The sequence below is a fragment of the Bacillus sp. BK450 genome, from assembly GCF_004364885.1.
GTDB lineage: Bacteria > Bacillota > Bacilli > Bacillales > Bacillaceae > Bacillus > Bacillus safensis.
The window spans coordinates 594,436-615,061 of record NZ_SOBQ01000003.1 but is presented as its reverse complement, the minus strand read 5'-3'; the positions used below and the strand labels follow the sequence as shown (position 1 = coordinate 615,061).

19 protein-coding genes and 1 riboswitch are annotated in these 20,626 nt (G+C 42.0%); of the genes, 7 read left to right on the top strand and 12 right to left on the bottom strand.

Annotated elements, in window-relative coordinates; genetic code table 11:
- Positions 1–15: 15 nt before the first annotated feature.
- Together EV579_RS12985 and EV579_RS12980 are read right to left on the bottom strand one after the other, a co-directional pair.
- On the bottom strand, positions 16–1,038 hold the full coding sequence (locus EV579_RS12985) for a FecCD family ABC transporter permease (RefSeq protein WP_048237425.1): 1,023 nt from the start codon (positions 1,036–1,038) through the stop codon (positions 16–18).
- The gene (locus EV579_RS12980) at positions 1,039–2,091 is read right to left on the bottom strand and encodes a FecCD family ABC transporter permease (protein ID WP_133744576.1); all 1,053 of its coding nucleotides are present in this window, start codon (positions 2,089–2,091) and stop codon (positions 1,039–1,041) included.
- 259 nt (positions 2,092–2,350) lie between these two features.
- On the opposite strand from EV579_RS12980, the gene EV579_RS12975 reads away from it, so the two are divergent.
- The gene (locus EV579_RS12975) at positions 2,351–3,289 is read left to right on the top strand and encodes an iron-hydroxamate ABC transporter substrate-binding protein (protein WP_133744575.1); all 939 of its coding nucleotides are present in this window, start codon (positions 2,351–2,353) and stop codon (positions 3,287–3,289) included.
- A gap of 250 nt (positions 3,290–3,539) precedes the next feature.
- Here EV579_RS12975 and EV579_RS12970 read toward each other — a convergent pair whose 3' ends face one another.
- From EV579_RS12970 to EV579_RS12960, 3 genes are all read right to left on the bottom strand, one after another.
- Complete coding sequence (locus tag EV579_RS12970) at positions 3,540–4,946, bottom strand: amino acid permease (protein WP_034623868.1); 1,407 nt, start codon at positions 4,944–4,946, stop codon at positions 3,540–3,542.
- Positions 4,947–5,137: 191 nt separating this feature from the next.
- Positions 5,138–5,316, bottom strand: a riboswitch (Lysine riboswitch).
- 121 nt (positions 5,317–5,437) lie between these two features.
- Positions 5,438–5,581, bottom strand: coding sequence for a small acid-soluble spore protein SspJ (gene sspJ, locus EV579_RS12965; protein ID WP_024423454.1), 144 nt, complete (start codon positions 5,579–5,581; stop codon positions 5,438–5,440).
- 81 nt (positions 5,582–5,662) lie between these two features.
- On the bottom strand, positions 5,663–6,091 hold the full coding sequence (locus EV579_RS12960) for a MarR family winged helix-turn-helix transcriptional regulator (protein WP_024423455.1): 429 nt from the start codon (positions 6,089–6,091) through the stop codon (positions 5,663–5,665).
- 171 nt (positions 6,092–6,262) lie between these two features.
- On the opposite strand from EV579_RS12960, the gene EV579_RS12955 reads away from it, so the two are divergent.
- From EV579_RS12955 to modB, 4 genes are all read left to right on the top strand, one after another.
- Complete coding sequence (locus EV579_RS12955) at positions 6,263–6,748, top strand: metal-dependent hydrolase (RefSeq protein WP_133744574.1); 486 nt, start codon at positions 6,263–6,265, stop codon at positions 6,746–6,748.
- A 123-nt stretch (positions 6,749–6,871) separates the two neighbouring features.
- Positions 6,872–8,722: an LTA synthase family protein gene (locus EV579_RS12950; protein ID WP_133744573.1), complete on the top strand. Its 1,851-nt coding sequence runs from the start codon at positions 6,872–6,874 to the stop codon at positions 8,720–8,722.
- Between the two features lie 115 nt (positions 8,723–8,837).
- On the top strand, positions 8,838–9,614 hold the full coding sequence (gene modA, locus EV579_RS12945) for a molybdate ABC transporter substrate-binding protein (protein WP_133744572.1): 777 nt from the start codon (positions 8,838–8,840) through the stop codon (positions 9,612–9,614).
- Positions 9,614–10,279: a molybdate ABC transporter permease subunit gene (gene modB, locus EV579_RS12940; protein ID WP_133744571.1), complete on the top strand. Its 666-nt coding sequence runs from the start codon at positions 9,614–9,616 to the stop codon at positions 10,277–10,279. The genes modA and modB overlap by 1 nt, the downstream gene beginning before the upstream one ends.
- A gap of 39 nt (positions 10,280–10,318) precedes the next feature.
- Here the strand turns inward: modB and EV579_RS12935 are convergent, their stop codons facing one another.
- From EV579_RS12935 to EV579_RS12905, 7 genes are all read right to left on the bottom strand, one after another.
- Positions 10,319–11,164 carry an aldo/keto reductase gene (locus tag EV579_RS12935; protein ID WP_073207440.1) on the bottom strand — a complete coding sequence of 282 codons (846 nt, stop codon included), beginning with the start codon at positions 11,162–11,164 and terminating at the stop codon, positions 10,319–10,321.
- Between the two features lie 69 nt (positions 11,165–11,233).
- Complete coding sequence (locus EV579_RS12930; RefSeq protein ID WP_073208404.1) at positions 11,234–12,103, bottom strand: ROK family protein; 870 nt, start codon at positions 12,101–12,103, stop codon at positions 11,234–11,236.
- Positions 12,104–12,167: 64 nt separating this feature from the next.
- Complete coding sequence (locus EV579_RS12925) at positions 12,168–14,183, bottom strand: Na+/H+ antiporter (protein ID WP_133744570.1); 2,016 nt, start codon at positions 14,181–14,183, stop codon at positions 12,168–12,170.
- A 314-nt stretch (positions 14,184–14,497) separates the two neighbouring features.
- A complete protein-coding gene (locus EV579_RS12920) occupies positions 14,498–15,109 on the bottom strand; it encodes a trimeric intracellular cation channel family protein (RefSeq protein WP_024423463.1) in 612 nt (203 codons plus the stop codon).
- A gap of 149 nt (positions 15,110–15,258) precedes the next feature.
- Positions 15,259–15,672: a disulfide oxidoreductase gene (locus EV579_RS12915; RefSeq protein WP_133744569.1), complete on the bottom strand. Its 414-nt coding sequence runs from the start codon at positions 15,670–15,672 to the stop codon at positions 15,259–15,261.
- Positions 15,669–16,355: a DsbA family protein gene (locus EV579_RS12910; protein ID WP_044331353.1), complete on the bottom strand. Its 687-nt coding sequence runs from the start codon at positions 16,353–16,355 to the stop codon at positions 15,669–15,671. The genes EV579_RS12915 and EV579_RS12910 overlap by 4 nt, the downstream gene beginning before the upstream one ends.
- A 141-nt stretch (positions 16,356–16,496) precedes the next feature.
- The gene (locus EV579_RS12905) at positions 16,497–18,596 is read right to left on the bottom strand and encodes a heavy metal translocating P-type ATPase (RefSeq protein ID WP_133744568.1); all 2,100 of its coding nucleotides are present in this window, start codon (positions 18,594–18,596) and stop codon (positions 16,497–16,499) included.
- A 412-nt stretch (positions 18,597–19,008) separates the two neighbouring features.
- Between EV579_RS12905 and EV579_RS12900 the strand changes: the two genes are divergently transcribed.
- Positions 19,009–19,752: a metal ABC transporter ATP-binding protein gene (locus EV579_RS12900; protein ID WP_024426045.1), complete on the top strand. Its 744-nt coding sequence runs from the start codon at positions 19,009–19,011 to the stop codon at positions 19,750–19,752.
- A complete protein-coding gene (locus tag EV579_RS12895) occupies positions 19,752–20,624 on the top strand; it encodes a metal ABC transporter permease (protein ID WP_024423468.1) in 873 nt (290 codons plus the stop codon). Before EV579_RS12900 ends, EV579_RS12895 begins: the two co-directional genes overlap by 1 nt.
- Positions 20,625–20,626: the final 2 nt, after the last annotated feature.

Here is a 20,626-nt window from a genome sequence, read left to right as displayed (position 1 = left end):
GTCTCTCCTTCCTCATTAGTTCGATTTCATCAATAAGTAAATGAAGTAAGGTGCGCCTAAAGCAGAAACGACAAGGCCAACTGGCACTTCTGATGGTGCAAGGATGACGCGGCCAATTGTATCTGCCAGTAATAATAACAGCGCGCCAATCAGCGCGGAGGCCGGTATCATTCCTTGATGCTTTGGCCCAACAAGCTTTCTAGCCAAGTGCGGTGCGGCTAATCCTAGGAAAGAGATACTTCCTGCAACAGCAACACTCGCACCTGCTAATGCAACGGCAATCAGCATGAGAAGGCTTCTTTCTTTATGAACAGAAATGCCCAATCCATAGGACAGCTGATCACCTAAATTCATAATGTTTAAGTAGCGTGATCTGACAAGCGCTAATATAAGGAAAATCAGCATCCATGGCAGAACAGATAAGACGTACGTCCAGCTCGAGCCATAAATGCTTCCAGATAACCACACGATAGCTTGGTTAAAATCATTTGGGCTCATTTTCAACTGGATGACCACAATTGCTGCTGAAAACGCAGCATTCACACCAATACCAGTTAAAATCAATCGAACAGGTGTGATGCCTTTTTTCCACGCTAACACATAGATGAGAAATGCAGCAAAGCCTGCACCTACGAACGCGAAAAGCGGCAGTACAAAAATCGTAAAATCACCTAAATTTGTCATCGTGCCTTGAAATGCAAAGATAAATAGCACAACGGCAAAACCAGCACCGGCATTGACACCGAGAATACCCGGGTCAGCTAAACCATTTTGAGAAACACCTTGCCAAATCGCTCCTGATACAGCGATAGAAGCGCCGACAAGTAAAGCGATGACCATTCTTGGAAGCCTGAACTCGAATAATACGAGTTCATCCATTTCACTTCCGAATCCAAAAAGTGTTTTCAATGTATCCATCGGAGAGATTCGAATTTCTCCGGTATTTAAACTAATGAGAAACACAGCTACGATCGCGAAAAAGATCATGAGCATCGTTCGTTGATATTTCTTTTTCTTTGCTTGCTGCACCATTTCCATTTAAATCCCGCTCCTTTCACGTCTAGCTAAGTATAAGAAGAAAGGAACGCCTATAATCGCTGTAATGGCACCGACTGGCGTTTCAAACGGAGCGTTGACCAGTCTTGCAGCAATGTCTGCATAAATTAACAAAGTGGCCCCTAAAATAGCGGAGCATGGGATAATCCAGCGGTAGTCCACTCCAACCAAGAATCGAGTGACATGAGGGATCACAAGCCCAATAAAACCAATAGAGCCTGCTACCGACACGGCAGCACCCGTTAAAAGAATTACAACCAATATACCAAGCACCTTGACCGATTTTGTATATTGTCCAAGTCCTTTCGCCAGTTCTTCACCTAAGCTCAAAACCGTGATCGAACGGGCAAGGATCATTGCAATGATTAGTCCTGCAATGGCAACTGGAATGATGATATGAATGTTACTCCAATTCACACCTGCTACTCCGCCAGCATACCAAAAGCTCATATCTTGAGCGACGTCAAAACGGATGGCAATGGCTGAGGAGATGGAGCTCAAAAGTGCTCCAACCGCTGTACCAGCTAGTGCGAGCTTTACAGGAGTCAGCCCCCCTTTTGACATAGTACCGACACCAAATACAATAGAGGCACCGAGTGCGGCTCCAACAAATGACCAAAGAATTAATGTAAAAGAAGATTGGCCAGGGAAAAATGCTAATGCAATGGCAATCGCAAATGCGGAGCCATTTGTCACACCCATAATCTCAGGTGACGCAAGCGCGTTTCTTGTCATTCCTTGCATAATGGCACCTGATACGGCTAAAAAGGCACCGACGAGGGCAGCTCCAGCTGTACGCGGCAGCCTCAATTCCCGAATAATTTGATGTGAAGTTTGATGTGGATCAAAATGAAAAACGGCTTCCCATACAGTCTGTAGATGAATGTTTGCCGCTCCTAATGATACTGATAAAAAAAGACCAAATGCTAAAGCGATCATTCCTATGATGATAACAGCTGCTGTTCCAAAAGGCTTCGTGACAATATCGATCGTATCATCGCTGGCTGGCAGCTGTTTATTCGATTGTGAGCCCAAAACCAGTCTCTTCCTTTCCGTTCATGTCTATTCTGTATTAGTGATAATGATTATCAATCTCGAAATCTAGTATATCACTTTCTTTTCTTTTTGAAATCACTGTTCTGATAAATTTCTTTATTTTCGGCAAAAAACTGTGAGAAATTCATCATTTTTCTTTTGGTTCTAAATTAGCCGATGCATTTTTGTTCCTACCATGTTACGATAAAATTGAAAATGAGAATCATTATCAAAGGAAAGTGAATAGGAGAGAACTTTTGTGAAAAAACGAACTGGATTTCTTTTGATTTCTTTATCCATCCTTATGATCTTTACAGCCGCTTGCGGCAGCACTTCAAATAAACAATCTGCAGAGAAAAAGAATGACATGATCACCTATCAGGATGCCAAAGGTGAAGTGAAGCTACCGAAAAATCCGAAACGAATAGTGCTTCTTGCAGAAAGCTATTACGGGGACCTCGTCACGCTCGGCAAGACGCCGGTTGCTACAACATCCCCCATCTTTAAAAACCCTTTTTATAAAGGGAAAACAGATGGAGTGGAAAATCTCGGAAGGACCCCATCAGTCGAAAAGGTAGCCGCTTTGAAGCCAGATATGATTATTGCATGGGGAGAAGACGAGAAGTTTGATCAATACAAAAAAATCGCCCCAACTGTAGCGGTTAAATACAACCAATATTCCTTCAAAGACCAGCTAAAAGAATTCGGTAAAATGACAGGTACACCAAAAAGAGCAACAGAATGGATCACGAAATGGGATACCAAAATTGCTGAGGTGAAACCAAAGGTAACAAAAGCGGTCGGCAACAAAACGGTTTCGATCGTATCGCCATTTGATAAAGGTATTTATATTTTTGGAAACACCTTCGGCCGCGGGGGCGAAATCATTTATGACGAGCTGAAATTAAAAGCACCGAAGGACGTCAAAAAAGAAGCGATCGACAGCGGTGTCGGCTATGCAAACATTTCTCTTGAGAAGCTGCCAGAATTCGCAGGCGACTATATTTTCACAGGTCCATGGAGCGGCTCAAAAAGTAATGGTGACCAAGTGTATCAAAGCAGCATTTGGACATCACTTCCTGCCGTCAAAAATAAACGTGTATTTGAAATAGATCCCGTCGGTTACTTCTTTAATGACCCAGTGTCACTAGAAGGTCAGCTAGAGTTCATTGTAGACCGATTGACATCTGCATCATAAAAAAACGTTTCTCCAGAGATGGAGAAACGTCCAAATTATTGACAAAGGGATAAAATGAGCTTTATTTTAGCCCTTTGTCTTCTTTTCAGCGTGATAGAAAACCTTTGCAGCCCTAGGAAGGACGAGCACCGGAGCGGAGCGAATTGAACATTCGTGAGCACCGAAGCGCAGACCTGACAACGAATGCGAGGGTTTGTCTACACGCTGAACGTTTCTCCAGAAATGGAGAAACGTCTTCCTTATCCTAATCCTATACCGTTTCTTTGGCAAATCCTTTTGACATAAGTGGATAAAGCAAAATCCCCACTAAGAATAGACCGATTCCAAGACCAAAAGTTTTCAAGTCGGCTGTTCCTGAAATAATGACCCAAGCTGAATATCCCATCGCAACAAGTGAAATGATACCGTCTCTTGTTCGATTTCCTTTTTGAAGCTCATATGTGTCACCTTGCATGATGACCTTAAAGCTGTAGATGGAAGACACAATATACGGAATAAGATACGCAAGTGTCGCTGATGTGGTTAAAAAGGTAAAAGCTTCATTAATCGTACGTGACATCACAGAGAAGATAAACAGCTGTGACATAATATTTGTAACAGTCAAAGCGAAAGCAGGGCTTCCTTTTTTGTTTGTTTTTGCAAATACTGCTGGAAAATCACCAGCCTTTGCTGCTTGATACGGTACTTCTGAACCAAGTAAAATCCAGCCAAGCATCGAACCAAACAAACAAATAATCGCCAGCAGCGCCATGACAATTCCGCCAGCTGGCCCAATAATAAGCTGAAGCACATCCACGAATGGTTTGTCAGAGCCTTGCAATTGATCATGCGGCAGAACGCCCATTGTAATCAATGTGATAATCATGTAGATCGAAAGTGCGATTAAAAGACCTGTAATCGTCGCACGTTTCACATCACGCTGTGAGGATGCTCTTCCTGATAAAATGACAGCTGATTCAATCCCAATAAATGCCCATAGTGTGGAAATAGCTGCATGATGAATTTGGCCGCCAAGTCCGAGCACTCCTTCTCCGCCTGTTTCAACTGGGAAGTAATAATGTTCAAATAATGCCGTTTGAAATGCAAATAATCCCGCCACAATAAAAAGGACGAATCCAAGCACCTTCGAAAAGGTCGTAATAAAATTCAATTTACTTGCAGCACTTAAGCTAGTGATTAAAATGGTATGTGTTCCCCATAGAAGAAGGGTACATACGATAAACGTCATGAGCTGGCCAAGTGTGACCGCTTCTTTTCCAAAGGTAAAAACTTCAGTCTTTACGGTGAGAATAGGGAAAAAAGTCGTTAAATAACCAGCAAGGCTTGTAATAATTGCGACATTACTAATCCAGCTTGCCACCCAATATCCCCAAACCATTGTAAAACCGGCCGCTTTCCCTTTTTTCGGATCTTTAAAAAGCGCCCTTGCATAACTTTGTGGTCCAGCCGTCAGCTGCGGCTTATGAATGGACAAATGCCCAAATACAAGCGCAATCATCAGCACACCGCCGCCTGTGACAAGCCATGCCATCGTCACACCTAAAGGACTGGCGTGCTGGGCAAGCGTACTTGGCAGCATAAAGATGCCTGAACCTACCATATTTCCGACGACAAAAGCCGTCAATAACCAAAAACCCCATTTTTTTGTCTGTTCCATTTCCGTACCTCCGTTTTATTCACTTTGGACCAGACCCGGCAGTATCTTCATTGATATATTTGTGAAGCAATGACTTGCATTCTTTATGTTCATCATGGATTACTTATTCACAGCATACCCTTATTTTTGTTACTCAGAACATAAAAAAAAGCCTGAACAAAAGTCCATGCTTTTCAAAACATACACCTTGATCTCCGGATAGCCCTCCACGCTTCAAAGACGTGGCAGTCCTGCATTTATTCAATGCAGACCCAGCATAAAGAAAGTTGGAGCTCTCTTTACACTTCGGCGCTGATGCCTTTTTTCTCATGATCTACGATTCCATCTCTCCTATGAGTGACTCATCATCCGCGCAACCTCTACCTCACTGAGACATAGCGTGAGGATTTCTATTCATTTTTACTACACGAAGGTTATCAAACATTCTCACATCTGTCAAAGGGAAAAACATAGAAAAAAGGCAGAGAACGATTTCTCTGCCCTTTACCTGCTTATTGTTGGTTGTTTTTCTTCTTTTGTACAGCTTCCTGAAGCGGATCGCCTGCTAGCTCTTTACTTGCTTCCTCTAACAGCTGATCTACCTGCTGATGGTTTTTCTCACTTTTCGCCTTTTTATCCTTTTGGAAAAATGACATCGCTGTTTCCTCCCTTTTCATAAAATGCGGTTGCCTGTTTAATTTGCGCTACAGCGCTCAGCATTATACAAGGGAAGAGGCTCAATCATCATGAAAGGTCTGTCTCATTTTTTGCAAGTACGACAGAAAGGTTTTTAAATCATCCTTTGTGAAGTCTGACATCATATGCTGAATCACTTTTCCGAAAAGACGTGTATGCTTTTCATAAATCGCCATCCCTTTTTCCGTGACTTCTAAACGAACAAGTGATGAATCGTCCTTGTCCCGTTCTCTTTGAATATAACCCTGCTCACATAATTTATTGAGTGCAATAGAGGCTGCACCAGGGTTTAAAGAGAGTCTTTGCTTCAGCTCTTCGGCATGTGATACTTTGCCTTGTATCAAAATAGAAAGAGCATATATCTGCGGGGGCGTGATGTCTTTCTCTAACTCAAGTAACTTGCGGTTTAATTTACGGCTGACTTCATAATGTACAAGAACAATTTCTTTTAAAATGTCTGCATTACCCATCCGAATCGCATCCTTATCGTTAGTATCAACATGACTTCTCCCTTATTATAGAATGTTTTTCCATTCAGCCAACCATTTTGGCCTCTTTTTCTTTAGAAATAAGCCTTGCTGAATAAATCCACCCTTGATATAGTGAGTACTTGAACTAAAGATAGAACAGGAGTACGCATCATGACAGGAAAAACACACATCATGGGCGGAGTTGCCGCCTCTACAGCCGTTGCCTACTATTATGGATTAGACCCAGTGACGATGGCTGCTGCTGGATCAGTTGGTGCCCTGATCCCTGATCTTTGCCATACAAAAAGTAAAATCGGCAGAAAATTCCCGCTGCTCTCAGCACTGATCAGCAGTGTATTCGGTCATCGCACGTTTACACACAGTTTATTATTTTTGCTGATCATTTATTTTCTAGCGACAACATACATTCCAAATGACAGCCTAAGTATCGGTTTACTAGTCGGGATGGCAAGTCATCTCATCCTAGATGCAGGAACAGTGAGCGGGATTAAATTTTTATTTCCAGCTTCCATTAAAGTGCGTCTTCCCTTCTATGTCAAAACAGGCAGCACAGGAGAACAAGTCGTACTAGCTGCTCTTACCGTCGTTACCTGCTATTACATCGCCGTCATCTGCGGCATATCCATCCCATTCTAATGAATCAAAAAGAGTTTTTCCGAAAAAACAGGATATGAATTGATCATTCCTCATTTTTTTAGTAGGTTTAAGATAAGTGTTTTTGCCTTGCAGCTGAATACAGAATGATGAGGAGCTACATAAATGAAAGCGTTCTTCAAAAATCACTGGTTTTTAGTGTATTCCATCCTCTTCATGTGGATGAAAACATACATCATATATCAATTCGGGTTTCACATAAGAACGGCCAATCTGTTTCATGAATGGCTGCTTTTGATCAATCCACTTAGCTTTTTGCTCCCATTGTTTGGGATTGCTCTTTTTTTAAATGAAAAGAAGCAAAAGATTTTTTTATTGACCGCAAATTTTATTTTGACGGCGATTCTCATAGCGAATACGATCTTTTATGGATTTTATATTGATTTCATTACGATCCCTGTATTATTCCAAGCGAAAAATATGGGGGATATGGGCAGCAGTATGACAGAATTGTTCCACCCGCTGTTTTTGCTGATGCTCATTGATTTCGTGGTACTGGCATGGCTGTTAAAGCGTAAACCTTTAGCACCAAAAGCCTCCTTCAAGACGATCAAAACATATTATGCCGTGTGCTGCAGCTTTCTATTGTTTCATGTCAGTTCAGCCATGATGGATCACCCTCGTTTTCTGACAAGCTCTTATGATCGAGAAGTGATTGTACGAAACCTTGGGCTGTTCCAGTTCCACCTGTATGACGGCGCTGCTCAAACAGCGCGAATTGGACAAAAAGCCTTTGCAGATGAAGATACACTTTCAACCGTAGCAAACTACACAAAGGCTGATTACAGTGCACCAAACGAAGAGTACTTTGGACTTGCTAAAGGCAAGAACGTGGTGTTCATTTCACTCGAATCAACCCAGCAATTTGTCGTTGATCAAAAGGTGAATGGACAATACATCACCCCCTTTTTAAATCAACTCGCTAAAAAGAGTTTTTATTTTGATGAATTTTATCAGCAGACTGAGCAAGGAAAGACGTCGGATTCAGAGTTTATTGTCGCAAATTCCCTCTATCCATCTAGCAGCGGCGCTGTCTTTTTCACAGCGAGTGACAACGAATACGACACGTTATACAAGCAGCTGAAAAAAAAGAACTATCAATCCGTCCAATTTCATGCGAATAATAAAACGTTTTGGAATCGTGATGTGATGTATGAATCGTTTGGGATTGACCGCTTTTATGATGTCGATTCGTATCAAGTCAATGAACAGAATTCAACTGGCTGGGGCTTAAAGGATATCGACTTCTTTGACCAATCCATTGATTATTTAAAAAAGTTGAAGGCACCTTATTACAGCACGTTCATTACCTTGACCAATCACTTTCCATTTGAAATCGATCCAAACGATCAATTGATTGATGAATATGATTCGTCCAGCGCCATTTTAAACCGCTATGTGACGACCGTCCGCTATCAGGATGAAGCCATTAAGACATTTTTTGACCGTATGAAAGAAGAAGGACTGTATGACAATACAATGTTTGTTCTCATGGGGGATCACTATGGCATCTCCGAGGCACATCATCAGGCAATGGCAGAGCTGCTCAATAAAGATGAAATCACACCGTTTGATGCTGTGAAATTGCAGCGGGTTCCCTTTTTGATTTACATTCCGGGAGTCACAGATCAAGCACCGCAGACAATTTCTGAAACAGCTGGGCAAATCGACGTGAAGCCGACCCTCCTGCACTTACTCGGTATTGAAACGAAGGATGCCATTCAATTTGGCAATGACTTATTTTCAAACGAACGGACGCCTTTTGCTGTTTTGAGAAACGGGAACTTTATTACAGATGATTATCTCTATACAAAGAACACCTGCTATGACCAAAAAACAAAAGAACCTGTTGAACAGGATGAGGTGTGTCAGCCTTATATCGAAAAAGCCAATAAAGAGCTTTCCTTATCAGACAAAGTGATCAATGGGAATTTGCTCCGTTTTTATCAGCATTAAAAGTCGCCTTCTGGCGGCTTTTTCTTTTCTCTTTTTACTTAAAGCCTATGAATGGTCAAATAAGTTTGCTTATAATAAAGGATACAGATGATATTGAATAATAAGAGGTGTAAACATGAAGTATGCGTTCTTCGCCTTCATCGCCATCTGTTTACTCCTGAGCGGGTGTCAAACAGAGATGAAGTCATCGGATACAACCAAAAAAACTGAGCTTGTCATTTCAGCTGCGGCAAGTCTTCAGGATGCACTAAAGGAAATTGAATCCACCTATAATGATGAGCATCCGAATGTGACATTAACAAATAATTTCGGGTCATCCGGCGCATTGAAGCAGCAAATTGCGCAAGGGGCAAAGGCCGATCTCTTTTTCTCTGCAGCTGAAGCGCCCTTTGATGAACTTGTGAAATCTGGAGACATCGATCAACATTTTATCAAGGATGCTATCCAAAATGAGCTTGTACTCATTGTGCCAAAAGATCACTCTTCCTCTATTAAAAGCTTTCAAGACGCCCAGCACATAAAAGGAAAGGTTGCTCTTGGCACACCTGAATCCGTTCCTGCTGGTACATACGGCAAAGAGATTTTCACAAAGCTGAACATCTGGGATCAAGTGAAAAAGAACGCTGTGTACGGCAAGGATGTGCGGCAGGTTTTAAGCTACGTAGAAACAGGAAATGTGGAAGCAGGTGTTGTGTATAAAACAGATGCCCTCGTTTCCAAAAAAGTAAAGATTGCAGCTGAAGCCAATCAGGACATGCACTCCCCGATCATTTACCCAGTAGGGATCATAAAAGGGACAGAACATTTAGAGGAAGCCAAGTCCTTTTTTGAATTTCTTCAATCAAAAGCAGCCAAATCCATTTTTAAAAAATACGGCTTTCAAGTAACATAATGCCCATGCTCACTGAAGAATTCCTATCTCCCATTTGGCTGTCTGTGCAAGTTGCCGTTGTGAGCGGACTGCTGGCAACTGTTTTTGGTACATTGATTGGTTATTGGATGGCGCGAACATCATTTAAAGGGAAAATGATCGTAGAAACGTTCTTGATGATGCCGCTTGTCCTTCCGCCAACGGTTGTAGGGTTTTTATTGCTCGTCATATTCGGAAGGCATAGCATGATAGGAGACGTGATTGAATGGATCTTCCACCAACCTGTCATTTTTACATGGTGGGCGGCGGTAATTGCATCAACGGTTGTGGCATTCCCGCTTATGTATCAATCAGCAAAAGCCGGATTTTCAACCATTGAGTCAGATATTGAAGGGGCTGCAAAAGTAGATGGTGCTCATTCATTCCAAGTCTTTGCCTATATAACAGTACCACTTGCCCTGCCTTCTCTATTGTCAGGCAGCGTCCTCAGCTTTGCTAGAGCCCTTGGAGAATTCGGGGCGACCTTAATGTTTGCCGGCAACATCCCAGGAAAAACGCAAACACTCCCAACCGCTATCTATGTGGCAATTGATTCTGGACGAATGGAGCTTGCTTGGGCTTGGACGATTTGTATTGTGATCCTATCTTTTATCATGCTCTTGGCTGTGCGCCGAAGCAGTACGTAAAAAATCCTCTTTCTCATATAAGAAAGAGGATTTTATTATTTATTCAAACCCAACCGTCATCGTCTCTGGATTTGAGCCGACGCGTTCGTTATTGTTTAATGCATCGATTTTTTCCATGTCTTCTTTGGAAAGCTCGAAGTCAAAGATGTCTGCATTTTGTTTAATGCGTTCTTCATTGATTGATTTTGGAATTGTCACGACACCGCTTTGCAGATCCCAGCGCAAGATGACTTGAGCAACAGATTTGTTGTAGCGTGCAGCAATGTCTTTCAATACGTCATGATCTAATAGCTTCCCTTGCATCAGCGGAGACCATGCCTCAATCTGAATGCCTTTTTCCTTTGCATATTGACGCAGTTCAACAAGTGTCAGTTTCGGATGAAATTCAACTTGGTTCACAGCTGGAACAACCTCAGCATCTTTTAACAGCTCTTCTAAATGCTGAATGTAGAAGTTGCTGACTCCAATGGCTCTGACTTTCCCATCTTTATAAAGCTTCTCAAGTGCACGCCATGTGTCTTTAAATGTATCTGCATTTGGTCCAGGCCAATGAATCAAATAGAGGTCTAAGTAATCAAGACCTAATCGGTTTAAGCTTGCGTCAAACGCTTCAAGCGCTTTTTCATAGCCTTGATCTGTGTTCCATACTTTAGATGTGATAAATAAGTCTTCTCGTTTCACGCCAGATTCTTTAATCGCTTTTCCTACGCCTGTCTCATTTTTATAAACAGCTGCCGTATCAATGCTGCGATATCCGTTTAGTATGGCTGCTTTTACGGCATCTACCACTTGATTGCCGTCCTCCACTTTGAATACACCTAAACCAAACCAAGGCATTTCGACTCCGTTATTCAATGTTACGGTATCATTCAAGCTTTTGACCATTTTAACAACCACCTTTTTTATAGATTCCATCTCTTTCATTATCTCATGTTGTGTTTCAAAACTCTATTATCAGGCGTTTCTCTTCGCTTCGACGGCTAAGAGCAGTGCACCTGTCATGCCAGCCTTGTCCTCAAGCCCGGGGGAGACAATGTATGTATCAAGCGGCGGCAGATCCACATAATCATTGACATAAGCAGCCAGCTTCTCTCGAATGAGTGGGAATAGCTGCTTTTGCTTCATGACGCCTCCGCCCATGATGATGCGCTCTGGGCTTAAAATGAGTGAGTACTGCATAAGCGCCTGCGCTAAATAATCCGCTTCAAGTGCCCAAACCGCTTCTTCCTGCGTAAGCTCTTTGGCGGGTTTTCCCCACCTTTTCTCAATCGCTGGTCCAGCTGCCAGCCCTTCTAAGCAATTTCCATGTGCCGGACAGACACCTGCAAACGGATCTGATTCATCCTGTCTGATAAGGATATGTCCCATCTCAGGATGTGAATGGCCGTGTAGAAGCTCATTTTTCACGACAGCTCCCGCACCAATGCCTGTACCGACCGTGATATACAAACAGCTGCTTAGCCCTTTGGCTGCCCCTTTTGTTAATTCACCTAGTGCTGCGGCATTGACATCTGTTGTAAAGGATACTGGAACACCTAATTGCTTCTCAAGCTCAGGAATGAACGGATAATGCTTCCACTCCACTTTCGGCGTGTTCATGATATAACCGTATGAAGGATCATCCTTTTGAACACAAATGGGTCCAAAGGAGCCAACCCCTAATGCTAAAATGTCATGCTGCTTAAAAAATGGAATAAGCTGCTGTATTGTTTTCTCTGGGTGCTCTGTTGGAATCGTCATTTCCTCTAAGATGTCTCCACGCTCATTGCCGATTGCACAACAAAATTTTGTACCTCCAGCTTCAATTGCTCCATAATAGGCCATCATTGATCTCCCCTCTGTTCGTTCTCTTTCTTCATCATAAAACACGAGGGAGAAGATGACAACATCACGTATTGGTGAGCAGAACAGCTTCCATGTCATTGATATACTCCCTTAAATGATGGGCAATATCACGGTTGATCTCACCATCTTCATATAAGGTTTGAATTTCATTTCGAATCGACTGTACAGCTTGGAAGTTAAGCTCTTTTTTCTTCCGATCAAATGAACGGTCTTTTTGCTGGAAGAAGCTTGGACCGTGTTCACAGCGGTAAATCACTTGATTGTAAAAACCAATCACTTGGTGGCACGTTTGCTGGTTTTCATCTGTCATATGCTGTTTGATCGAGTCTACCGCAGCCTCAGCCGTTTTCTTACGGATTTGTTTGTACGCGTCCTCTTTTTCTAAAATACCGCTTGAAATGTGCTGATTCGGCCGCCATAATTGTAGCCATTGAAGCAAGCGGAGAAACTTCACCTTTGAAAAACGAATTTTGAAGGAGTTTGAGTACAGCATTTCCAGCTCATGAAATCTCTCTTGTAGCTCATAGGCTTCTTCCTTGTCAATTTTCTCTTCATCAATTAATTGTTGAAGTTTCATCTGTTCTGCTTTGATGCCGTGCAGTCTGATTTTTCGCTCTTGTTTTCTCATCCCGAATTGGTATGGTTCACGCTGGATATTTCTCAGCTTCATTCGGTAATCATTGATGAGTGCAAGGGATACTTCCCTATTGTCCTCATTCATCCCTTCTTTTAACGTTTTAATAGCGCTTCTCAGCAGCTTCCGTTTCGCATGCTGAATCTTTGTATCCAAGTCCACGTCGACTTGTTTGTCTTTTTTCTCAGATAAAAGAGGCAGTAACACACTGGCTAAAATGAGTGTACATAAGATGACGCCTGCTGCGAGGAAGATAATCAAATGCCGCTCTGGAAATGGTGATCCGTCCGCGAGCGTAAATGGGATAGAGAAGGCACCGGCTAATGTCACAGCCCCGCGGACACCAGAGAATGTCATGAGCATCGAGGCGCGAAACTTCGGCTTTTTCACATTCTGCTTTTTAGTTGCACTCCATTTTCCTGCCCAGAACAGCCATACCCATAAGAACCGCAGCACCATGAGACATAGCGTAATAATTAAGATGTAGCTAATGACCTGCATGTTGTTAAAGGATTCATCTTGGAAAATAACTGTAGATACATCTGGAATCTGCAATCCAAGTATGACGAAAACAAGTCCGTTTAAAATAAATAAAATAATATTCCATGTGTTTGATGAAGCAATTTGCAGTTTGGCTAAATTCGCTTCCATTCGGTCTTGCTCAATGGCATGTGTCACACCGCCAGCTACAACGGCTAAAATTCCGGATACACCGATTTCTTCCGCTGCTAAATAAATCACAAATGGTGTAAGGATTTGCAGGATGATATGCATTGTGACATCGTCCATTCCTAAACGGCGGAGAAAATAGCGAAAACGAATGATAAAAAAGGATAGAATAAATCCAGTCAATAACCCGCCTGCTGCAATCAGTACAAAACTAAAGGATGCCTGAGCAATTGAAAATGCTCCCGTCACCGTTGCGGCAATGGCAAATTTAAAGGCGACAAGTCCTGATGCATCGTTCATCAGCCCTTCGCCTTCCAGCAGTCTCATGATGCCCTTTGGCATATTCACACGGCTGGATAAAGCACTTACTGCCACCACATCTGTCGGTGATAAAATTGCAGCAAGCGCAAATGCGGCTGGAAGCGGTATGCTTGGAATCATCCAATGAATGGTATATCCCGCTACAATGACGGTCGCAAACACTAGACCAAGCGCTAAAAGAAGAATCGGTGCTCTTAATTTCCATAGCTCATCCCTTGGGGTACGCTTCCCGTCATTAAATAACAGCGGCGCAATAAATAGCACGAAGAAGAGTTCAGGATTTAAAGAAATATGTAAACCTGAAGGAAAAGCTGCCACCAATATTCCTAAGCCCACTTGAATTAACGGAACGGGAATAAAGGGGACAAAACGATTGATAATATTAGATACTGCAATGAGTGCCAGTAGTACGAGCACTGCCAAAAAAATCTCCACTAGTACATGTCCCTCCTATGTATATTTTTCGTCAAGTTTTGCTTACATGCAAAGATGTGTTCATTTCATCCATCCGTCCGCTCAGAAGTGCTTCTTTAGTATTCCGCAAAAAGTGAAACCAACACATAACAATCCATCTAGGCAAAAAAAGGCTGAATCTAGATATTCAGCCAGCTGACAAAATTTTCATCATATGTATTGTTCAAATGATGAACAAAAGACCCTGCTTTTATTTTACACGAAAACTCCATCATCTGCTGATATTCAGCTCTTATTAAACACAAAAAAAAGAGCGGAATCGCCCTTTTTTCGTTTTACCCTTTATTTAAAAAATAAGACCTGGCGGGAAGACGCCATTTGAATAAGTAGGAACAAACTCTGCATACGACGAGGATGACAAACAGCAGATATAAAGCAAGCTCTCCTTGTGCTAAGCCGAGTCCGACGAATAAGCCGCCAAGGGCTGCCCATACGGCGTAAATCTCTGCTTTTAGCACAAGCGGCTTTCGCCCTGCTAATAAATCACGCACAATTCCGCCGCCGCTTCCAGTCAAAATGGCTGCCACAATAACTGCACTGAGCGGGAGTTCTCTTTGCACAGCAAATAATGCGCCTTGAATCGCAAACGCTGCTAAACCGATCGCATCCGAGAAATTCCCCCATGTGCTCCAATGCTTGAGCAAAAGCTTTGGAAAAAGAAACACAATCGTAATGGATACAAGGGCAATCGTAAACATTTTGCCCTGTGACCATAAAGCAGACACCGGCAGACCAATTAATAGATTCCGAATCGCTCCACCGCCAAATGCTGTCACAATCCCTAAAATGTACACACCAAGAATATCGTACTCTTCCTCCATTGCCACAATCGCACCACTAATAGCGAATGCGACAATGCCAATGATACTTAAGACTTCCCATGCCATTTTCCGCTTATCTCCTTACCTTTATCTGATCATCTAACACTACTCCCTTAATGTATATCTGACACAGGTGAAAAGCAATACAAATTTTCTTTAAATTTTATCTTTTTGCAAAAATAAAAAATAGCCCGCTTATAAGCAGGCTATCTCTTTCAATCTTCTTTTGCATTTAACAGCAGCATACTAATGATGATGAGAATAAATGCAATAAGGGCTAGTAGTGGAATGGTGATAAAACCAAACCAGTTTAAATAATCAACGGAACAAGGAACACCGCTCAGGCAAGGGCGAATCGATGCAAAGCCAGGTATCTTTTGTTCCATATAATGATAGATAGAAAAACAAGCGCCAATCACAGCCAAAGGCAGAACGTAATATTTCACTTTCACATCGCCTCTGAATGTCGCAATTCCAAGTAAAAGCACGAGCGGGTACATGAAAATGCGCTGAAACCAGCACATATCGCATGGGATAAACTTCTTTACTTCACTTAAATACAGGCTGCTCATCGTCGCAACGATAGAAACGATCCAAGCACTGTATAAGTAAACAAGCTTATTCTTCATGATTTTTTCCCTTTGAGCTCTTGATCAATTAATTCTTTGATTTCATCATAGTCATAAAAGTTTTCGACTTGTTTATTGTTAATGAAAAGAGTTGGTGTTGCATTCACTTTATATTGGTTCACAAGCTGATCGTCTGTGTTCAGCTGCGGCTGATATGTTTTCTTTGATAGGTTATCTTTAAGCTTGTCCGTATCTATTTTTGTTGTCTTTTTCGCTAGCTCTGTCAGCTTAGCAGGCGTGACCCATTCTGCTTCACTATCTGGCTGTGCTTGATAGACAGCTTCATGAAATGCCCAAAAGTTTTTCGGATCTTCTTTCCACACTTCTTCAGAAGCTAGTGCTGCCAGCACTGCGCCATCTCCATGAACAGGAAGTGGCAAGTTAATAAACGAAAATGATACATCGCCTTTATCTATGTAGTCCGCTTTCAGTTTTGGGAAAATGTCTGTTTCAAATGATTTACATGACGGACATTTATAATCCCCAAACTCGACGATTTGCACCGCTGCGTTTTTATCCCCCATAACAGGCTGTCCTTTAATAGAAGGCTTACTGTCAACCGTTTGTGCTTCTTTGCTGTTGTTATTTCCAATGACGACGAATAATCCGATGAGAAGAGCTGCGATAATGGTTAAAATGACAGCAAATTTAATGGATGATGATTGATTATTTTTTTTACTCACATAAGCACCTACCTTATCTTTTTCATTCCTTCAAAAGAAAAAGGATAATAGCTTAGAATAATGCCATTATCCAACTTCTTCTATTTTAACAAGAGGGGATTCATTATGAAAGATGGTATTCATGAATTTTTCCTAACAATTTTATTTCATTACCCTCATGGCATTTAAAACAGCGAGTACAGTCACACCGACATCCGAGAAGACGGCTTCCCACATGGTCGCAATACCAAATGCTCCGAGTAATAGGAAAACCCCTTTAACCCCAAGAGCAAATGCAATGTTCTGCCATACAATTCTTCTTGTTCGTTTAGCGACAGCGATGGCTTCTGCTACTTTTGACGGCTGGTCTGTCATAATGACGATATCAGCCGCTTCTACCGCTGCATCTGAACCAAGTCCGCCCATCGCAATTCCTATGTCTGCTCTTGCTAATACCGGTGTATCATTAATGCCGTCCCCAACAAATAATAATTTTTCTTGAGGCGCTTTTTTCTGATCAATTTCTTCTAATTTCGTTACTTTATCCTGCGGTAATAATTCGGCATGTACTTCATCAATGCCAATTTGCTGGGCGACCGCTGTTCCAACCTGCTTGGCATCACCAGTCAGCATGACTGTTTGAATGCCAGATGCTTTTAGAGCTGAGACGGCTTCAATTGCATCATCCTTTAATTCATCTGCAATCAAGATCGATCCGGCAAACTCACCGTTAATGGCCATGTACACAACCGTTCCGCTTCGTTTTTCTTTTTCATATGAAATGCCTTCTCGTTCCATCAAGCGATGATTACCCGCTAACACTTGGGAACCACTGATGGTTGCTTTAATTCCATGTCCCGCAATATCTTCATATGCTTCGATCTTGCTTTCATCAAGCGGCGAACCATATGCCGCTTTAATTGATTCAGCAATCGGATGTGAGGAGTGGGCTTCTGCTAAAGCTGCAAAAGAAAGAAGCTCTTCTTCTGACCACTTGTTGCTCGTTGTCACGATATTGGTCACCGTAAAGTTCCCTTTTGTGAGTGTGCCCGTCTTATCAAATACAGCATAGCTCACAGAGTTTAGTGCTTCTAGATAGTTACTGCCTTTTACAAGGATGCCTCGTTTAGAAGCTGCCCCAATTCCCCCGAAGAACCCTAATGGGATGGACACGACAAGCGCACAAGGACAAGAAATCACAAGGAAAACGAGTGCCCGGTAAACCCAGTCAGACAATTGAGCTGATGGAATGAGAAGCGGCGGCACAAAGGCAAGCAGCAATGCCAATACTACGACAGCCGGTGTATAGTATTTTGCAAACTTTGTGATAAAGTTTTCTGTCTGTGCTTTTCGGCTGCTCGCATTTTCAACCAAATCTAAAATTTTCGTCACTGCCGATTCGCTTAGCCCTTTTTGCACTTCAATTTCAAGAATACCGTTTTGATTCACAAATCCTGCAAGAACTTCTTTCCCTGCTTCTACATCCCGCGGCACAGACTCACCTGTTAATGCAGAGGTATCCACGAGTGAAAAGCCTTCAATGACGAGACCATCAAGTGGAATTTTTTCGCCCGGTTTTACGACGATACGGTCACCGACTTTTACTTCTTCCGGCTTCACTTTTTTCGTTTCATTTCCTACTTTGAGATTCGCATATTCAGGGCGAATATTCATTAGTTCACTAATGGATCGTCTTGAACGATTCACTGCTGCTCCTTGGAACAGCTCTCCAATTTGGTAAAACAGCATCACTGCCAGTGCCTCTGGATATTGCTGAATGACAAAAGCGCCAGCTGTTGCAATGGTCATTAAGAAGTTTTCATCAAATACTTGGCCGCGCACGATATTTTTCAGCGCTTTAAAAACCACATCGCCCCCGACTAGTAAATACGCTGCGAAAAACGTAATAAATTTCAGTAAGCCATCTTCTGGTATAAAATAAGCTGCTGTTCCAATGACTGCACCGCCAATTAATTTGAGCACAATCGCTTTTAAATTTTTTGTCCCATGATCATGATCGTGGTGATGTCCTTCTTCTTTTGGTGATACACTCACATGAGGTTCGATGGACTGAACCGTTTTTTCAATACGTTTTGACATCGTTTCTTGCTTATCTGCATGTGTGACAGTTAATGTCCCTGTCGCAAAATTAACAGAACAAGCTTCAACGCCATCCATTTTGCTGACACCTGTTTCAATTTTACGTGCACAGTTTCCACAATCAAGACCGCTTAATACGTATTCATCCTTCATTTTTTTCATGTTCTCACCTTTTTTCTATATGATAAGTAACGTTCCCTGGATCGATGAAACCTATTAAAAATCAAAAACTTTATATATGAGCATATATTCATATATTGGATTACCTTTATTATATGAGGAGTTCTTGTCTTCTGTCAATCATTTCTGAAGAAATCATTGGTTTTTTGTGTTCAATTCTGTCACACGGATTTTCAATAAACCAAGCTCATGTCCCCCGCTCCCCGCATAACATAAAAACGATCGTTTGCAGTTTTTCTCTTTACAAAAGAAGGACAGACGCTTAGAATAAAATAAAAGTTTCCCTAAGGAAACAAATTAGCATTAGAGAATCATTTCATCCTTTAGTCAAAATTATTTAATGTATGCATATATCTTTAGGAAGTGCAATGATGATTGAAAGGGGCCGCAAGAGATGTCAAATGCTTTAACAATCGACCGTCTTCATGTCTCATATCACGGACAGGATGCATTAGAAAATGTCTCTCTTTCCATACAGGAAGGGACAATGACAGGAATCATCGGTCCAAATGGTGCTGGTAAATCGACGTTACTCAAGGCATGTTTGGATCTCATTGAAAAAGACCAAGGGGATATTCGTTTTTTTGAACAGCCCTTTAAACACGTCAGAAAACAGATCGCCTATGTACCGCAGAGAAATGATTTAGATTGGACGTTTCCGATTCATGTACTGGATACCGTACTACTTGGAACATATCCGAAGCTCGGACTAATCAAACGTCCAAAAAAAGAAGACCGGGCATATGCGTATCACTGTTTAGAAAAAGTCGGGATGCAGGACTTTGCCAAAAGACAAATCGGTGAGTTATCCGGCGGACAGCAGCAGCGTGTCTTCCTTGCAAGGGCACTTGCTCAAAACGCACAGCTCTTCTGTTTGGATGAACCATTTGTCGGGATTGATATGGCAAGTGAAGAAACAATGGTTCGCATTTTGAAGGAATTACGAGATGAAGGGAAAACCATTTTGGTTGTCCATCATGATTTGAGTAAGGCAGATGATTATTTCAGCCATCTTGTTCTGTTAAATAAAAAGCTCATCAAAGCAGGGCCTGTACACGACATCCTTCGCCCAGAGATCATGCTGGAAGCATATGAAACACAGCTGCCATTCTTAAAATCAGCAGGAGGAGACGTGTAATGGAATTTTTAACCGGACTCTTTGAATATGCTTTTTTACAAAAAGCGCTATTTACATCCGTCATGGTAGGCATCATTTGCGGCGTTATCGGCTGCTTTATCATTTTACGCGGCATGGCCCTGATGGGAGACGCCATTTCTCATGCCGTACTGCCAGGGGTCGCCATCTCTTATATGCTTGGAATTAACTTTTTCTTCGGGGCCGTTTTAACTGGCGTGTTAACAGCGATTGGGATCGGTTATGTGAGTCAAAACAGCCGCATAAAAAATGATTCTGCTATCGGCATTGTCTTTACAGCCTTTTTCTCAATCGGAATTATTTTGATCACATTTTTGAAAAGTTCAAGTGATCTATATCATATTCTATTTGGAAACGTTCTAGCTGTTCGATCATCTGATATGTGGATTACACTGGGAATCGGTATTTTTATTTTGCTAGCCGTCATTGTTTTCTACAAGGAACTGCTCATTAGTTCATTTGATCCGGTGATTTCTTCGGTTTACGGTTTGCCGAATCGTATGATTCATTATTTTCTCATGACCTTATTGACCCTTGTGACCGTTGCATCACTGCAAACCGTTGGGATTATTCTTGTCGTTGCCATGTTGATTACGCCGGCAGCCACCGCTTATCTCTTAACGGACCGGCTATGGATCATGATTTATTTATCTGCTTTTTTCGGTGCTGTTTCTGCTGTCGTAGGTCTTGGGCTTAGTTTTACGTATAATTTGTCATCTGGCGCTTCCATCGTGCTGGTCGCGACTATTTTATTCGGCAGTGCCTTTATCTTTTCACCAAAGCAAGGCATTCTATGGAGATCATTAAAATCTAAACGAAAACGAACGCACTTAAAAAAGGAAGCGTCTATGTAAAA

Excerpts from the sequence above, each read along its gene's own strand:
- EV579_RS12955 (WP_133744574.1), top strand. The coding sequence starts at position 6,263 with ATGACAGGAAAAACACACATCATGGGCGGAGTTGCCGCCTCTACAGCC.
- EV579_RS12970 (WP_034623868.1), bottom strand. The coding sequence starts at position 4,946 with ATGGAACAGACAAAAAAATGGGGTTTTTGGTTATTGACGGCTTTTGTC.
- modB (WP_133744571.1), top strand. The coding sequence starts at position 9,614 with ATGCCCATGCTCACTGAAGAATTCCTATCTCCCATTTGGCTGTCTGTG.
- EV579_RS12915 (WP_133744569.1), bottom strand. The coding sequence starts at position 15,672 with ATGAAGAATAAGCTTGTTTACTTATACAGTGCTTGGATCGTTTCTATC.
- EV579_RS12930 (WP_073208404.1), bottom strand. The coding sequence starts at position 12,103 with ATGGCCTATTATGGAGCAATTGAAGCTGGAGGTACAAAATTTTGTTGT.
- EV579_RS12960 (WP_024423455.1), bottom strand. The coding sequence starts at position 6,091 with ATGGGTAATGCAGACATTTTAAAAGAAATTGTTCTTGTACATTATGAA.
- EV579_RS12900 (WP_024426045.1), top strand. The coding sequence starts at position 19,009 with ATGTCAAATGCTTTAACAATCGACCGTCTTCATGTCTCATATCACGGA.
- sspJ (WP_024423454.1), bottom strand. The coding sequence starts at position 5,581 with ATGTCATTTTTCCAAAAGGATAAAAAGGCGAAAAGTGAGAAAAACCAT.
- EV579_RS12985 (WP_048237425.1), bottom strand. The coding sequence starts at position 1,038 with ATGGAAATGGTGCAGCAAGCAAAGAAAAAGAAATATCAACGAACGATG.
- EV579_RS12895 (WP_024423468.1), top strand. The coding sequence starts at position 19,752 with ATGGAATTTTTAACCGGACTCTTTGAATATGCTTTTTTACAAAAAGCG.
- EV579_RS12905 (WP_133744568.1), bottom strand. The coding sequence starts at position 18,596 with ATGAAAAAAATGAAGGATGAATACGTATTAAGCGGTCTTGATTGTGGA.
- EV579_RS12935 (WP_073207440.1), bottom strand. The coding sequence starts at position 11,164 with ATGGTCAAAAGCTTGAATGATACCGTAACATTGAATAACGGAGTCGAA.
- modA (WP_133744572.1), top strand. The coding sequence starts at position 8,838 with ATGAAGTATGCGTTCTTCGCCTTCATCGCCATCTGTTTACTCCTGAGC.
- EV579_RS12920 (WP_024423463.1), bottom strand. The coding sequence starts at position 15,109 with ATGGCATGGGAAGTCTTAAGTATCATTGGCATTGTCGCATTCGCTATT.
- EV579_RS12950 (WP_133744573.1), top strand. The coding sequence starts at position 6,872 with ATGAAAGCGTTCTTCAAAAATCACTGGTTTTTAGTGTATTCCATCCTC.